This is a genomic window from Microbacterium sp. Root322 (genome assembly GCF_001425645.1).
Lineage (GTDB): Bacteria > Actinomycetota > Actinomycetes > Actinomycetales > Microbacteriaceae > Microbacterium > Microbacterium maritypicum.
The window spans coordinates 559,485-573,130 of sequence record NZ_LMCS01000002.1 but is presented as its reverse complement, the minus strand read 5'-3'; the positions used below and the strand labels follow the sequence as shown (position 1 = coordinate 573,130).

The following is a 13,646-nucleotide window of genomic DNA, read 5'->3' as shown; positions in this document are numbered from 1 at the left end:
GGTCAGACGGCGTCGCTGGCGCGGTATCGGGTGCTCGGGCGACCCTTGGTCGCGTAGTCGAGCGCGCGCGTCGCCCTTCCCGATGCGGCGAGGTGCTCGAGGTAGCGCCTGGCACTGACCCGGGAGATGTCCAGGTCCTCACCGATCTCGGTGGCCGAGGCGTCGGGGCGTGCGACGAGCGCCGCAGAGACACGGTCGAGCGTCTCGGCGCTGAGCCCCTTGGGGAGTCCGAGGCGCTGCCGGAAGGCGATGATCGCGTCAGCTGCCTCGACTCGTCGCACCACATCATGCAGCTCGGTGTGATCGCGCAGCAGGAGGGTGGCCCCGATTCCTCCGCGGTCGGCCTCGCTCCCGGTGCTGCGAGCCACGAGCACGTGCGATCCCACGATCACCGGCCGACCGGCGGACTCGCCCTCCCGCAGCACCGTCGAGAGCTCCGTGCCCAGCACTTCGGCGGCGAGCTCGCCGTCGAGGTCGGCGGCGTCCCTGTCCAGGAAACGGGCGGCGGCATCGTTCACGAGCGTGATCCGTCCGGCGTCGTCCACCGTGATCACACCTTCGCTGAGGCCGTGCAGCGTGGTCTCCTGGTTCTTCACCAGGGCGGCGATCTGATGCGGCTCGAGGCGGTAGATGCGCCGTCGGATGATCGAGGTCACCCATGCGGATCCGAACACCCCGAGCACGGCCGCGGCCAGCATCGCCGAGATCAGCCACACCAGGTTCGCCGAGAACTCCTCGTTGAGCTCGGACTCCAGGATGCCGACGGATGCGGTGCCGATCACGGCGCCCTCGTCGTCGCGGATGGGCACCTTGACCCGCCAGGAGGTGCCGAGCGTGCCGGTCTGCGTGCCGACGTAGACCTCGCCCGAGAGCGGGATCGACGGGTCGGTGGAGACCCTCTCGCCGATGCGCGCCGGATTCGGGTGCGAGTACCGGATGCCGTCGTCGTTGGCCACGACCACATAGGCGAGGTCGGACGCCTCGCGGATGACCTCGGCGATGGGCTGGATCGCGACGGAGGGCTCGGCGTCGTCGAAGGCCGCATGCACGGTGGGAAGCGCTGCGATCGACTGGGCCACGGCCTGCATCCGGTCCTTGTAGGCGTCACGGAGGGCGTGCTCCTGGAACGCGCCGGCCACGATGCCGGTCGCAAGGGTCACCAGGAACACGATCAGCGCCTGCAGCACGAGCAGCTGCACGCGGAGCGTCATCTTCGAGGCCACCTGCTCATTGTCGCCCCTCGCCGCGTGCGGTGCGAGCGCGGGAGAGCGCTGCTCGCGACCAATAGTTCCGAAACTCCGACCAATGGTTTCCGAAGCCGCACCGCGGGTGTCCCACGCTCCAGGGTGGAGCGACAGCATCACAACGCTCAAGGAGGAGCGCACATGAAGAACGCACGCATCGCACCCCCCGCCCGCATCGGAACGTGGGCCGCAATGGCCGCGGTCGCAGCCCTCGCCCTCACCTCGTGCGCCGGCGGCAGCGCCGCGACCGACGACGGCGGAGGGGAATCCGAAGCGGCCACGATCACCGACGTCTCGATCGTCGTCCCGGCCGACCCCGGCGGGGGATGGGACCAGACCGGACGAGCGCTGTCGCAGGTGCTCACCCAGGACGACCTCGTCGCCTCCGCCCCGGTGACCAACGTGGGCGGCGCCGGTGGCACGGTCGGCCTCGCTCAGCTCGCCAACGAGAAGAATCCGAACACCCTCATGGTGATGGGTCTGGTCATGGTCGGAGCAGTCGAGACCAACGCCTCGGCGGTGCGGATCGAGGACACCACCCCGATCGCCCGCCTGACGGACGAGCCGCTCGTCGTCGTCGTACCGGCGGACTCGAAGTACGACACCCTCGAAGACCTCGTGGAGGACATCGTCGACAACGGTCAGTCGGTCACCGTCACGGGCGGGTCCGCGGGAGGCGCCGACCACATCCTCGCCGGGCTCATGCTCGAGGAGGCAGGGCTGGACGGTGCGGAGATCGCCGAGAAGCTGAACTACACCCCGAACTCCGGCGGCGGTGAGGCGGTTCCGCTGCTCATCGGCGGGAAGGTCTCCGCGGGCATCTCGGGTGTGGGCGAGTTCGCCCAGCACATCGAGAGCGGCGCGCTGAAGGCGCTGGCGGTGTCGAGCGAGGAGCCGGTGTCGCAGCTCCCCGACGTCCCGACCATCACGGGGGAAGGCTACGACGTCGTCCTGACGAACTGGCGCGGGGTGATCGCCCCCGGTGGGATCTCGGACGGAGAGAAGGACGAGCTGGTCCGTGTGATCACCGAGCTCCACGAGTCGGAGGCATGGACCGAGCAGCTGGAGACCAAGGGATGGACCGACGCATTCCTGGTCGGTGCGGACTTCGACGAGTTCCTCACCGGGAACATCGAAGAGGTCACCGCGACGCTGAAGAACATCGGCCTGGTGCAGTGACATGACGGTCCCCGCATCGTCGGGGACCGGGGAGCAGGGGGTGCGGGTCGACCACGGCGGTCGACCCGCACGCCGCACTTCCTCCGTCCCCATCGGCGAACTCGTGTTCGCCGGAATCATGGTTGCGCTCGGCGTCTTCGCCGTCGTCGGCATCTTCCTGATCCACGTCCCCGTCGGCATGAAAGCCGGCCCGACGGTCTTCCCGATCTTCGTCTCCGTCATCCTGCTCGCCTCCGCGGTCGCGGTCCTGATCGGGGTGCTGCGCGGCGAACGCGGCGGTGCGGAGGAGGCGGAGGACATCGATGAGAGCCTGCCGACCGACTGGGTCACCCTCGCCAAGCTGGCGGGTCTCGTCGTCGCCCACCTGCTCCTGATCGAGCCGCTGGGGTGGGCGCCCGCGGCCGCCCTGCTGTTCGGCGGGGTCGCGTGGTCGCTCGCCGCCAAGCGCTGGTGGATGGCCTTCCTCATCGGGATCGCGGTCGCGCTCGTGATCCAGGTCGTGTTCGGCGGTCTGCTCGGCCTGTCGCTGCCCTGGGGTCCCGCTCTCGGCTGGCTCGGAAGGATGTTCTGATGGACAGTTGGACCCTGCTTCTGGAGGGTTTCGCGACCGCGCTGCAGCCGCAGTACCTGGCGTTCGCCTTCCTCGGCGTCTTCGTCGGCACCGCGGTGGGAGTGCTCCCGGGCATCGGCCCCGCCATGACGGTGGCGCTGCTGCTTCCCCTCACCTACACGCTCGATCCCGCCGCCGCGCTGATCACCTTCGCGGGCATCTACTACGGGGGCATGTACGGCGGCTCGACGACGAGCATCCTCCTGAACACACCGGGGGAGTCGGCCTCGATAGTCACGGCGATCGAGGGCAACAAGATGGCCAGGATGGGGCGCGGTGCCGCCGCGCTCGCCACCGCGGCCATCGGATCCTTCATCGCCGGCACCCTGGCGACGCTGGGGCTGACGCTGCTGGCTCCGCTGCTCGCGCAGTTCGCGGTGAACCTGGGACCGGCGGACTACGTCGCCCTCATCGTGATCGCGTTCATCACGGTCGGCGCGCTGATCGGCAGCTCGATCTCGCGCGGGATGCTCTCGCTCGGCGTCGGGTTGTTCCTCGGTCTCGTCGGCACCGACTGGCTCTCCGGACAGCAGCGCTACACGCTGGGGCTTCCCGCGTTGTCCGACGGCGTCGACATCGTCCTGGTGGCCGTCGGGCTGTTCGCGGTCGGGGAGACGTTCTACATCGCCGCCCGGTTGCGGCACGGCGGCGTCGACGTGATCCCCGTGACACGCGGGTGGCGCTCCTGGATGACCAAGGCGGATTGGCGGAGGTCATGGAAGCCCTGGCTGCGGGGCACGGCGATCGGCTTCCCGATCGGCACGATCCCGGCGGGCGGCGCCGACGTGGCCACATTCCTGTCCTATGCGACCGAGCGCAAGCTGTCGAAGCATCGCGACGAGTTCGGACGTGGCGCGATCGAAGGGGTCGCCGGTCCGGAGTCGGCCAACAACGCCGCTGCCGCCGGCGTGCTGGTGCCTCTGCTCACGCTCGGCCTGCCGACGACGGCGACCGCGGCGATCATCCTCACGGCGTTCCAGTCGTACGGCATCCAGCCGGGGCCGCTGCTGTTCGAGAGTCAGTCGAACCTGGTGTGGGCGCTCATCGCGAGCCTCTACATCGGCAACGTGATCCTGATCGTGCTCAACCTGCCGCTCGTGGGGATGTGGGTGAAGCTGCTGCAGATCCCGCGGCCGTACCTCTACGCCGGCATCCTGCTGTTCGCGGTCTTCGGCGCGTATGCGCTCCACAGTTCGCCGTCTGACATCGTGATCCTGCTGATCGTCGGCGTCCTCGGCTACTTCATGCGCAGGTACGGATACCCGGTGGCGCCGCTGGTGGTCGGGATGATCCTCGGGCCGATGGCGGAGGAGCAACTGCGCAAGGCGCTGCAGCTGAGCCAGGGGGATCTGAGCACGCTGGTCACGCAGCCGTTCGCCGCGATCGCCTACGGCGTGCTCGCGCTGCTGATCTTCGGCGGACTGTGGCTGCGGCGTCGCCAGCGTCGGTACGAGCAGGCGCTGACCGCGTCGATCGCGCTGCCGATCAAGGCGGACTCCGAGGTCTGAGTTCGAGACGGCGGGTACGAGAGGGGAGGCGGCCGCGAGTAGGCTGATCCGGTGAATGACGTACAGGCCCCCGCACGTGGGCCTCGTGCCTACGCGGCGTTCATCGGTATCGGCCTTCTCGCCGGCCTCCTCTCCGGACTCTTCGGCGTGGGCGGTGGCACGGTCATCGTCCCGCTGCTGGTGCTCCTGCTGCACTTCGATCAGCGCCTCGCGGCCGGGACCTCGCTCGCGGCGATCGTGCCCACGGCGAGCGTCGGCGTCATCTCCTACGCCACGACCGGTTCGGTGGCCTGGGTGCCCGCGATCATCCTCGCGGCGGGTGCCGTGGTGGGCGCGCAGATCGGCACACGGCTTCTGCCGCGCATCTCGCAGACGGCGTTGCGGTGGGGTTTCGTCGGCTTCCTGGTCGTCGTGATCGTCAGCCTCTTCCTGGTGATCCCCTCGCGCGACGCCGCGTTCGAACTCTCCTGGCTGACCGGCATCGCCCTCGTCGGCGTGGGAATCGGCACCGGAATCCTCGCGGGGCTGATCGGCGTCGGCGGTGGAGTGATCGTCGTACCCGTGCTGATGCTGGCCTTCGGTACGAGCGACCTGGTCGCCAAGGGCACCTCGCTGCTGATGATGATCCCCACCGCGATCTCCGGCACGGTGGGCAACCTCCGCAACCGCAACGTCGACCTGCTCGCGGCGCTGATCATCGGCGTCTCGGCCTGTACGACGACCGCGCTCGGCGCGTGGCTGGCCACGATCGTCGACCCGACGCTGGGCAACATGCTGTTCGCGGCATACCTGGTCGTGATCGCGGTGCAGATGGCGATCAAGGCGATCAGGGGCCGCAAGCGCGGCTGAGCTCCGCCTGCCTCGGTAGGATCGAGGGGTGGCAGTGAACCAAGAACTGGTCGGCCGGGAGTTCCCGCCGACGGCCCCGTACCTCGTCGGCCGCGAGAAGGTGCGCGAGTTCGCTCGTGCCGTCTTCGCCGACGCTCCTCAGCACACCGACGTCAAGGCGGCCCGCGCGGCCGGCTTCTCCGACGTCGTGGCGCCCCCGACCTTCGCGATGGTCATCCAGGACCTCACGCTCCAGCAGCTGCTGGGGCAGGAGGACTCCGGCATCGTGCTGGCGCGCACCATCCACGCCGAGCAGCGCTTCGCCTACACGCGCCCCATCGTCGCGGGCGACGAGCTCACCGCGCAGCTGCGCGTCACCGGCATCCGCATGATGGGCGGCAACGCGATGATCACCAGCGAGGCCGAGATCACCGATCCCGCGGGTGCCCATGTCGTCACCGCCACCAGCGTGCTGCTGGTCGGTGCCGAGCCGAGTGCGGATGAAGGAGAGGCGGCCTGATGGGCTACACCGTCGGAGACGTGCTCGCTGAGCGCACCGTGCACCTCACCCGCGAATCGCTCGTGCGTTACGCGGGGGCATCCGGAGACTTCAACCCGATCCACTACCGCGATGACGTGGCAGCGTCCGTGGGACTGCCCGGCGTGCTCGCGCACGGCATGCTCACGATGGGCATCGCCTCGTCGGTCGTCGTCGCGGCGCTCGACCCGGCCACCCGCATCCTCGACTACGGCGTGCGCTTCACCAAGCCCGTCGTCGTCGACCCCGTCGAGGGCGCTGACATCACCGTCGTCGCCACCGTCGGTGCTGTCGACGACGAGGCCGCGCGCATCGACCTCAAGGTCACGTTCGGCGAGACCACCGTGCTCGTCAAGGCGCAGCTGCGCGTCGCCGTCTGATGAGGACGCTGTGATGCGGGAGATCGAGCCGGTCCGACTCGCGGAGTTGACCACGCTGCGCACGGGTGCGGCGCCGGAGCAGATGTTCGAGGCGACGACGACCGCCGGCCTGGTCGAAGCCCTGCGCGAGACGTGGGCGCGCGGTGACGAGTGGTTCGTGCTCGGCGGCGGCTCCAATCTCTTCGTGGGCGACGAGCCCTTCGAGGGCACGGTCATCCGCGTCCGCACCGAAGGCATCGAAGAGCTGCCGTCACCGCATCAGGGACGCATCCGTCTGCGCGCGCAGGCCGGACACGGCTGGGACGACCTGGTCGCCTATGCCGTCGCCCACGGCTACGCGGGCCTCGAGGCGATGAGCGGGATCCCCGGCACGGTCGGCGCAGCCCCCGTGCAGAACATCGGCGCCTACGGGCAGGAGATCCAGGAGACGCTGGTCGAGGTCGAGCTGATCGACGAGTCGACCGGAGAGATCTCGACGGTTCCCGCCGCCGAGCTCGGACTCGGCTTCCGCACCTCGGTGCTCAAGCACCACCACGGGAGTGTGCCGCTGCGCCGTGCCGTGATCCTCTCCGTGACCGTCGACCTGCTCATCGCGGGTGAGCGCGTGGTGCGCGGCGAGCAGCTGCGTCGGGCGCTGGGCCTGACCGATGAGACACCCGTTCCGCTGGGGTGGGTGCGCGAGCGCATCCTCGCGACCCGGGCGTCGAAGGGGATGCTGCTCGACGCGGACGACCCCGACACGCATGGCGTCGGCTCCTTCTTCCAGAACGCGATCGTGACGGCGGCGGTGGCCAGGGCGCTGCCCACGGAGTGCCCGCGCTGGCCGGTCGCCCCCGACCTCGATGCGGTGACCGTGATCCCGCTCGCCTCGTACGACGGAATGGTTCCGACGTCGAAGCCCGCGACCGTCTCCGACGTCAAGGTGAGCGCGGCCTGGCTCATCGAGCAGGCGGGTATCCGCAAGGGGTTCAAGCTTCCGCGCTCACGAGCATCGGTGTCGACCAAGCACGCGCTCGCGCTGACCAACCGCGGCGGCGCGACCGCCGGCGAGGTCGCCGAGCTGGCACGGTTCATCCAGAGCAGGGTGCACGCCGAATTCGGTCTCGTGCTGCAGCCGGAACCGGTGCTCGTCGGCGTCGACCTGTAGAGCGTTGCTCGGCAGCCGCGGCGGACGGCGGGGCTACACTCGCGGCATGAGCGGACTGATCCCGTACCTGCTGTTCCCCGGCAACGCCGCAGAAGCGCTGCGTCACTACCAGTCGGTGTTCGGCGGCGACCTGCAGCTGCTCGACTACGCCACCGCGGGCCGGCACGACGGGCCGGGCGATGCGATCGCGCACGGGCAGCTGAGCGGACTGGTCGAGATCGCGGGAGCGGATGCCGGGGCCGACGACGACGCCGTGCAGATGGGCGGCATGTTCCTCTCGCTCCTCGGCACGGCCGACGCGCTGACTCTGACCGGCTGGTACGACACGCTCGCGGCCGACGGACGTGTGATCGATGCGCTGCAGAAGCGTCCGTGGGGCGACTACGACGGCACGCTCATCGACCGCTACGGCATCCGCTGGCTGATCGGCTTCCACCCCGAGGACTGAACCTGCTTCCCGTCGAAGTAGGCACGAGACGAGGGCAGGAAGACCAACACGACTGCCGCGGTGGTGAGGGCGAGGGCCGCGAGGCCGGCCCAGAACTCCCAGATCGGGGCAGCTGCCGCCGGAACGTAGAGCGCGAGCGGGAGCGGGAACAGCAGGGTCGCGTATCGGGCCCACGACTTCCGTCTCATCACGAGCACGGTGGTGGTCGCGTAGACGACCACCGGTACGAAGGGGAGCACACTGAGCCACCCTCCTCCCCAGTACCACATGAAGGGAGCGACGACGAGGGAGAGGAAGAAGACCAGCACGGTCACCGTGCTCAGGATGGTGAAGGCCACCCGCAGAGTCACCGGCATCCACTCTTCCTCCTGCTTCTCCCAGGCGCGTCGAGACCCATCGTCGACGTCGAGACCCACTCCCGCAGGCGACTGGGGGCGTGGGTCTCGGTGCGCACGATGGGTCTCGACAGAGGTGCGGCGGGTCAGGCGAACAGACGCTGCAGGCGCTGGACGCCCTCGAGCAGCTGCTCGTCGCCGAGCGCGTACGACATGCGGATGTAGCCGGACGGGCCGAAGGCCTCACCGGGGACGACAGCGACCTCGGCCTGGTCGAGGATGAGGTCGGCGAGCTCGAGCGAGGTGGTCGGCGTCACGCTGCCCCAGGTGCGGCCGAGCAGGCCCTGCACGTCGGGGTACACGTAGAACGCGCCGAGCGGGTTCGGGACCACGAGGCCGTCGATCTTCGACAGCTCCGAGACGATGAGCTGGCGGCGGCGGTCGAACGCCTGGCGCATCTTCTCGGCCTCGTCCTGCGGACCGGTGAGGGCGGCGATCGCCGCCCTCTGGGCGACGTTGTTCACATTGCTGGTGAGGTGCGACTGCAGGTTGCCGGCGATCTTGATGGCGTCGGCGGGGCCGACCATCCAGCCCACGCGCCATCCGGTCATGGCGTAGGTCTTCGCGACGCCGTTGACCAGGATGGTCTGACCGGCGACCTCGGGGACGGCCTCGACGATCGAGGTGGCCTTGACGCCCTCGTACGTGAGGTTCTGGTAGATCTCGTCGCTGATGATCCAGATGCCGTGCTCCAGCGCCCACTCGCCGATGGCCTTGGTCTCCTCGGCGGTGTAGACGGAGCCGGTGGGGTTCGACGGCGAGACGAACACGAGGGCGGTGGTGCGGGCGGTGCGGGCGGCCTCGAGCTGCTCGACCGTGACCTTGTATTCCTGGTCGGCGCCCGCGAAGACCTCGACCGGGGTGCCGTCGGCGAGGCGGATGGCCTCGGGGTAGGTGGTCCAGTACGGCGCGGGCAGCAGCACCTCGTCGCCGGGGTTCACCACCGCCTGGAAGGCCTGGTAGACGGACTGCTTGCCGCCGTTGGTGACGATGACCTGGCTGGGGGAGACCTCGAGGCCGGAGTCGCGCAGCGTCTTCGCGGCGATCGCCTCGCGCAGCGCCGGAAGACCCGGGGCCGGCGTGTACCGGTAGCTGGCGGGATCGGCCAGAGCCTCGGCCGCCGCATCCACGATGAACTGCGGCGTCGCGAAGTCGGGCTCGCCGGCGGCGTACGAGATGACGTCCTTGCCTTCGGCCTTGAGGGCCTTGGCCTTGGCGTCGACCTTGAGGGTCGCGGACTCGGCGATGGCGGACAGCTTGCGGGAGAGAGGAGCGCGTTCGGTCACGATTACGAGCGTACTCGGGTCGATGCGGCAGGTGAGGTGTGGGATGCCGCCAAGATCCGAGGTTCTTTCGGGTGCGGAAGGTCAGCCGGCGTCGAGACCGTGAGCCTGCGCGACGGCCGCGAGCGTGATGCGCCCGCCCTGCACGTTCAGACCCGCAGCCAGTGCCGCGTCTTCGGACGCCGCGCGCTCCCAGCCCTTCCCGGCGATCGCCGAGACATAGGGGAGGGTCGCGTTGGTCAGGGCACGGGTCGCCGTCTCGGGAACCGCGCCCGGCATGTTCGCGACGCAGTAGTAGATCGAGTCGTGCACCGCGAACGTGGGGTCGTCGTGGGTCGTGGGGCGCGAGCCCTCGAAGCATCCGCCCTGGTCGATGGCGATGTCGACGAGCACGGAGCCCGGCTTCATCGCGGCGACCATGTCGTCGGTCACGAGCTTGGGGGCCGCAGCTCCCGGGATCAGCACGGAGCCGATCACGAGGTCGGCGGTCTTGAGCTCCTCGGCGATGTCGTAGCGGCTCGACGCGCGCGTCTCGAGGGCGCCGCCGTAGCGGTGCTCGAGCTCCCGCAGGCGCGGCAGGGCGACGTCGATCACCGTCACCTTCGAGCCGAGCCCGAGCGCGTTCGCCGCGGCGTGCTCTCCCGCGACACCGCCGCCGATCACGACGGTCTTGGCGCGCGGCGTGCCGGCGATGCCGCCGAGCAGCATGCCGCGACCGCCCTGCGAGCGCAGCAGCGAGTACGAGCCCATGGTGACCGAGAGGCGCCCGGCGATCTCGCTCATCGGCACGAGCAGCGGCAGACTGCGGTCGGGCAGCTGCACCGTCTCGTAGGCGACGGCGGTGGTTCCCGCCTCGACGAGCGCGGTGGTGAGCGCACGGTCGGCGGCGAGGTGCAGGTAGGTGAAGAGGGTGAGATCGTCGCGCAGGAAGCCGTACTCCTGGGCGATCGGCTCCTTGACCTTGATGACCAGGTCGGCCTCTCCCCACGCTTCGGCGGCGGTCGCCACGATCTCGGCGCCGGCTGCGCGGTAGTCGTCGTCCGTGATGCGCGAGCCGAGACCGGCGCCGGACTGCACGAGCACCCGGTGGCCCTCGCGCACCAGACGGTCGGCGCCGGCGGGGGTGAGGGAGACGCGGTTCTCGTTGTTCTTGACCTCGGTGGGGACGCCGATCTTCATTGATCCTCCAGGTGTGATGCGGTGCGGCACCCAGGATCGCAGAAACATCGACAGAACAACAGAATCGGTGAAGATGATTCGTATGAAGCGGAAATCCTGAATAATGCTTCGTATGGAGACGACCTCACAGGCCCCGGAGCCGAACACCGTTCGGGCACCGGCCCTGGATGCGATCGATGCCAGGATCGTGCAGCTGCTCACGGCCGACGGGCGCATGACGAATGCCGAGCTCGCCGCACGTCTCGGCGTCGCGCCCTCGACGGCGCACACCCGGCTGCGCGCCCTCGTGGACCGCGGCGTGATCACGGGTTTCCACGCGAGCGTGGACGAGCGGATGCTGGGCGCAGGGCTCCAGGCGATCATCGGTGTCACGCTGCGTCCGAGCGGACGGCGGGAGAGCATCGTCGAGTTCGCGGATCGCGTGCGCGTGCTGCCTCCGGTGATCCAGCTGTTCTTCCTCGGCGGCGACGACGACTTCCTGCTGCACATCGCGGTCGCCGACTCATCCGAGATGCGCGAATTCGTGCTCGAGCACCTCTCGGCACAGAGCAGTGTCGCCTCGACCCGCACGAGCATCGTGTTCGACTACCACCGCAACTCGGTGGCCGCTTCGTTCCGCTGAGGCGGGGAGTCGCCGCGGGTCAGGCGCCGTAGGAGGAGGGCAGTGCGCAATAGTCGGCGAATCGACGGGCCGGATGCGCGGGGTCGGTCACATCGACGATCGAACCCGCGACGGTGTGCGGCGGCTCATCGCCCGCCAACTGCCACACCGCGTAGTTCCACATGCCTCTGGTGCGCTCACCGAGCAGAGCGGACGGCCCCGAGACGAGCAGGATGTCGTCGCTCTTCGGACCCTCGCGGAACGCGGTGACCGCGTCACGGAGCTCGACCTCGTCACCGTCCGGCGAGTGCTCGCGGATGACCTGCTGCCCCGATGCCGTCAGCGCGGACAGGAGGTCATCTGCCGCCTGCCGCGAGCGCTCGGCATTCGCCCCGGCCACCGCGAGCAGGCGCCGGCCGCGCGGGTAGAAGTGCAGGAACTCGGAGGAGATATCCGCCCAGACGTCGGTCATGCCCCCAGGCTACGCCCGTGCGGTGGCACCGGCTCCGCACACGAAAGAGCCCTCGGTCACGGCGTCGGCCGCGGCCCGAGGGCTCCTTCGCGCGCTCAGTCCTCGTCGACCAGGAACCGGCTGTAGGCGCCCAGCGTGAGGAAGGTGGGGAACTCCTCCCGCAGGGCGACCTCACGGAAGATCTCCGCCGCGTCGTCGTACCTGTCGCCGTGGCTGCGCGTCGCCTGTGCGAGCACCTGGGTGATCAGATCCTCGACGTACTCAGCCGTGATGGGTGTGCCGTCCTGCGTGGTGCGGTCCTGGTGGATCCACTGCCACACCTGAGAGCGGCTGATCTCGGCGGTCGCGGCATCCTCCATCAGGTTGTCGATCGCAACGGCGCCGAGTCCGCGCAGCCAGGCCTCCAGGTAGCGGATGGCGACGGACACGTTGTCCCGCACGCCCTGCGCGGTGATCGGTCGACCGATGTGCAGGTCGAGCAGGTCGCGGGCCTCGACGTGGACATCGTCGCGCTGCCGGTCGACCTGGTTGGGGCGGTCGCCCAGCACGGCGTCGAACTCCGCCTGGGCGGTGGGGATCAGGTCGGGGTGCGCCACCCAGGTGCCGTCGAAGCCGTCGCCGGCCTCGCGCTTCTTGTCGGCGGTGACCTTCTCGATCGCGCGCGCCGTCACCTCGGGGTCGCGCCGGTTCGGGATGAACGCGCTCATGCCGCCGATCGCGAAGGCGCCCCGCTTGTGGCAGGTCTGCACGAGCAGGTCGGTGTACGCCCGCATGAACGGCACCGTCATCGTGACCTCGCTGCGGTCGGGGAGCACGAAGCGCGCCCCGCGGCCGCGGTAGTTCTTGATGATCGAGAAGATGTAGTCCCAGCGGCCGGCGTTCAGTCCCGCGCAGTGGTCGCGCAGCTCGTAGAGGATCTCGTCCATCTCGAAGGCGGCCGGCAGGGTCTCGATCAGCACGGTCGCGCGGATCATGCCGTGCGGGATGCCGATGTACTCCTCGCTGAACGAGAAGACGTCGTCCCACAGCTTCGCCTCCTCGCTCGACTCGATCTTGGCGATGTAGAAGTACGGCCCGCGCCCGCCGTCGATCAGCGCCTGTGCGTTGTGCAGGAAGTAGAGGCCGAAGTCGACCAGCGAGCCCGATGCCGACGTGCGACGACCGGCGCGGTCGATGAAGGCGATGTGCTTCTCGGGCAGGTGCCATCCGCGTGGGCGCATCACGATCGTGGGCGTGCGCTCCGCCGTGACGCGGTATTCCTTCCCTTCCGGCGAGGTGAACGACAGCTCGCCGCGGATCGCATCGCGCAGAGACAGCTGCCCCTCGATCACGTTCTTCCAGGTGGGGCTCGTGGCATCCTCCTGGTCGGCGAGCCACACCCGCGCGCCGGAGTTCAGCGCGTTGATCGTCATCTTCGGGTCGGTCGGCCCGGTGATCTCGACGCGACGGTCCTCGAGTCCGGGGCCGGCGCCGGCCACCCGCCAGTCCCGATCCTCACGGATGTGTGCCGTGTCGTCGCGGAACTGGGGGTCGTGCCCGTTGCCGATCTCGAAGCGGCGACGCATCCGGTCGGCCAGACGGTCGTGGCGACGCGCGGCGAATCGGTGGTGCAACTCGGTGAGGAAAGCGAGCGCCGACGGGGTCAGGATCTCCTTGTAGCGGTCACGGAGGGGGCCGACGACCTCGATCGCGGGACCCTGCTGGGTCGTCTGGATCGGAGCCGTGGTGGTGGGAGTGGTCATGATCGTGAGTCCTTTGCGTGGTGGTCCCCTTCGGCTCCGTCGAGACCCACGGTGGTCGTCGAGACCCATCGCTGCAGGCGATCGCGGCGGTG

Annotated in this window: 15 protein-coding genes; 9 read left to right on the top strand and 6 right to left on the bottom strand. The window is 69.3% G+C overall.

The window, feature by feature from the left end:
• Positions 1–2: 2 nt before the first annotated feature.
• Positions 3–1,223: a PAS domain-containing protein gene (locus tag ASC55_RS07540; RefSeq protein ID WP_055874142.1), complete on the bottom strand. Its 1,221-nt coding sequence runs from the start codon at positions 1,221–1,223 to the stop codon at positions 3–5.
• Between the two features lie 162 nt (positions 1,224–1,385).
• On the opposite strand from ASC55_RS07540, the gene ASC55_RS07535 reads away from it, so the two are divergent.
• From ASC55_RS07535 to ASC55_RS07500, 8 genes are read left to right on the top strand one after another with little or no spacing between them, the layout of a single operon-like run.
• Positions 1,386–2,423 carry a Bug family tripartite tricarboxylate transporter substrate binding protein gene (locus tag ASC55_RS07535; RefSeq protein ID WP_055874139.1) on the top strand — a complete coding sequence of 346 codons (1,038 nt, stop codon included), beginning with the start codon at positions 1,386–1,388 and terminating at the stop codon, positions 2,421–2,423.
• 1 nt (position 2,424) lies between these two features.
• Positions 2,425–2,994: a tripartite tricarboxylate transporter TctB family protein gene (locus tag ASC55_RS07530; protein WP_229778799.1), complete on the top strand. Its 570-nt coding sequence runs from the start codon at positions 2,425–2,427 to the stop codon at positions 2,992–2,994.
• A complete protein-coding gene (locus tag ASC55_RS07525) occupies positions 2,994–4,541 on the top strand; it encodes a tripartite tricarboxylate transporter permease (RefSeq protein WP_055874136.1) in 1,548 nt (515 codons plus the stop codon). The genes ASC55_RS07530 and ASC55_RS07525 overlap by 1 nt, the downstream gene beginning before the upstream one ends.
• Before the next feature lie 51 nt (positions 4,542–4,592).
• On the top strand, positions 4,593–5,390 hold the full coding sequence (locus ASC55_RS07520; protein ID WP_055874133.1) for a sulfite exporter TauE/SafE family protein: 798 nt from the start codon (positions 4,593–4,595) through the stop codon (positions 5,388–5,390).
• Positions 5,391–5,418: 28 nt separating this feature from the next.
• On the top strand, positions 5,419–5,889 hold the full coding sequence (locus tag ASC55_RS07515) for an FAS1-like dehydratase domain-containing protein (protein ID WP_055874130.1): 471 nt from the start codon (positions 5,419–5,421) through the stop codon (positions 5,887–5,889).
• A complete protein-coding gene (locus tag ASC55_RS07510) occupies positions 5,889–6,287 on the top strand; it encodes a MaoC/PaaZ C-terminal domain-containing protein (RefSeq protein WP_055874127.1) in 399 nt (132 codons plus the stop codon). The genes ASC55_RS07515 and ASC55_RS07510 overlap by 1 nt, the downstream gene beginning before the upstream one ends.
• A 13-nt stretch (positions 6,288–6,300) precedes the next feature.
• Positions 6,301–7,434 carry a UDP-N-acetylmuramate dehydrogenase gene (locus ASC55_RS07505; protein ID WP_055874125.1) on the top strand — a complete coding sequence of 378 codons (1,134 nt, stop codon included), beginning with the start codon at positions 6,301–6,303 and terminating at the stop codon, positions 7,432–7,434.
• 46 nt (positions 7,435–7,480) lie between these two features.
• Positions 7,481–7,882, top strand: coding sequence for a VOC family protein (locus ASC55_RS07500; protein WP_055874122.1), 402 nt, complete (start codon positions 7,481–7,483; stop codon positions 7,880–7,882).
• On the opposite strand, the gene ASC55_RS07495 is transcribed toward ASC55_RS07500, so the two are convergent.
• The 3 genes from ASC55_RS07495 to ald all read right to left on the bottom strand — a co-directional run bounded on the left by ASC55_RS07495 (position 7,840) and on the right by ald (position 10,739).
• Positions 7,840–8,238: a hypothetical protein gene (locus ASC55_RS07495; protein ID WP_055865542.1), complete on the bottom strand. Its 399-nt coding sequence runs from the start codon at positions 8,236–8,238 to the stop codon at positions 7,840–7,842. The two genes, ASC55_RS07500 and ASC55_RS07495, sit on opposite strands and share 43 nt — an antisense overlap.
• Positions 8,239–8,363: 125 nt before the next feature.
• Positions 8,364–9,563, bottom strand: a complete 1,200-nt coding sequence (locus ASC55_RS07490; RefSeq protein WP_055874116.1) for a pyridoxal phosphate-dependent aminotransferase — start codon at positions 9,561–9,563, stop codon at positions 8,364–8,366.
• An 81-nt stretch (positions 9,564–9,644) separates the two neighbouring features.
• Complete coding sequence (gene ald, locus ASC55_RS07485; RefSeq protein ID WP_017829173.1) at positions 9,645–10,739, bottom strand: alanine dehydrogenase; 1,095 nt, start codon at positions 10,737–10,739, stop codon at positions 9,645–9,647.
• 103 nt (positions 10,740–10,842) lie between these two features.
• On the opposite strand from ald, the gene ASC55_RS07480 reads away from it, so the two are divergent.
• The gene (locus tag ASC55_RS07480) at positions 10,843–11,361 is read left to right on the top strand and encodes an Lrp/AsnC family transcriptional regulator (RefSeq protein WP_017829172.1); all 519 of its coding nucleotides are present in this window, start codon (positions 10,843–10,845) and stop codon (positions 11,359–11,361) included.
• Positions 11,362–11,380: 19 nt separating this feature from the next.
• On the opposite strand, the gene ASC55_RS07475 is transcribed toward ASC55_RS07480, so the two are convergent.
• Together ASC55_RS07475 and aceB are read right to left on the bottom strand one after the other, a co-directional pair.
• Entirely contained in the window at positions 11,381–11,812 is a 432-nt protein-coding gene (locus ASC55_RS07475; RefSeq protein ID WP_055874114.1) for a hypothetical protein, read from the bottom strand.
• Between the two features lie 95 nt (positions 11,813–11,907).
• Complete coding sequence (aceB, locus tag ASC55_RS07470; RefSeq protein WP_055874111.1) at positions 11,908–13,554, bottom strand: malate synthase A; 1,647 nt, start codon at positions 13,552–13,554, stop codon at positions 11,908–11,910.
• Between the last annotated feature and the right edge of the window lie 92 nt (positions 13,555–13,646).

Coding starts and splice junctions, on each gene's coding strand:
- ASC55_RS07535 (WP_055874139.1), top strand. CDS start 1,386: ATGAAGAACGCACGCATCGCACCCCCCGCCCGCATCGGAACGTGGGCC.
- ASC55_RS07530 (WP_229778799.1), top strand. CDS start 2,425: ATGACGGTCCCCGCATCGTCGGGGACCGGGGAGCAGGGGGTGCGGGTC.
- ASC55_RS07525 (WP_055874136.1), top strand. CDS start 2,994: ATGGACAGTTGGACCCTGCTTCTGGAGGGTTTCGCGACCGCGCTGCAG.
- ASC55_RS07510 (WP_055874127.1), top strand. CDS start 5,889: ATGGGCTACACCGTCGGAGACGTGCTCGCTGAGCGCACCGTGCACCTC.
- ASC55_RS07505 (WP_055874125.1), top strand. CDS start 6,301: ATGCGGGAGATCGAGCCGGTCCGACTCGCGGAGTTGACCACGCTGCGC.
- ASC55_RS07500 (WP_055874122.1), top strand. CDS start 7,481: ATGAGCGGACTGATCCCGTACCTGCTGTTCCCCGGCAACGCCGCAGAA.
- ASC55_RS07495 (WP_055865542.1), bottom strand. CDS start 8,238: ATGCCGGTGACTCTGCGGGTGGCCTTCACCATCCTGAGCACGGTGACC.
- ald (WP_017829173.1), bottom strand. CDS start 10,739: ATGAAGATCGGCGTCCCCACCGAGGTCAAGAACAACGAGAACCGCGTC.
- ASC55_RS07480 (WP_017829172.1), top strand. CDS start 10,843: ATGCTTCGTATGGAGACGACCTCACAGGCCCCGGAGCCGAACACCGTT.
- ASC55_RS07475 (WP_055874114.1), bottom strand. CDS start 11,812: ATGACCGACGTCTGGGCGGATATCTCCTCCGAGTTCCTGCACTTCTAC.
- aceB (WP_055874111.1), bottom strand. CDS start 13,554: ATGACCACTCCCACCACCACGGCTCCGATCCAGACGACCCAGCAGGGT.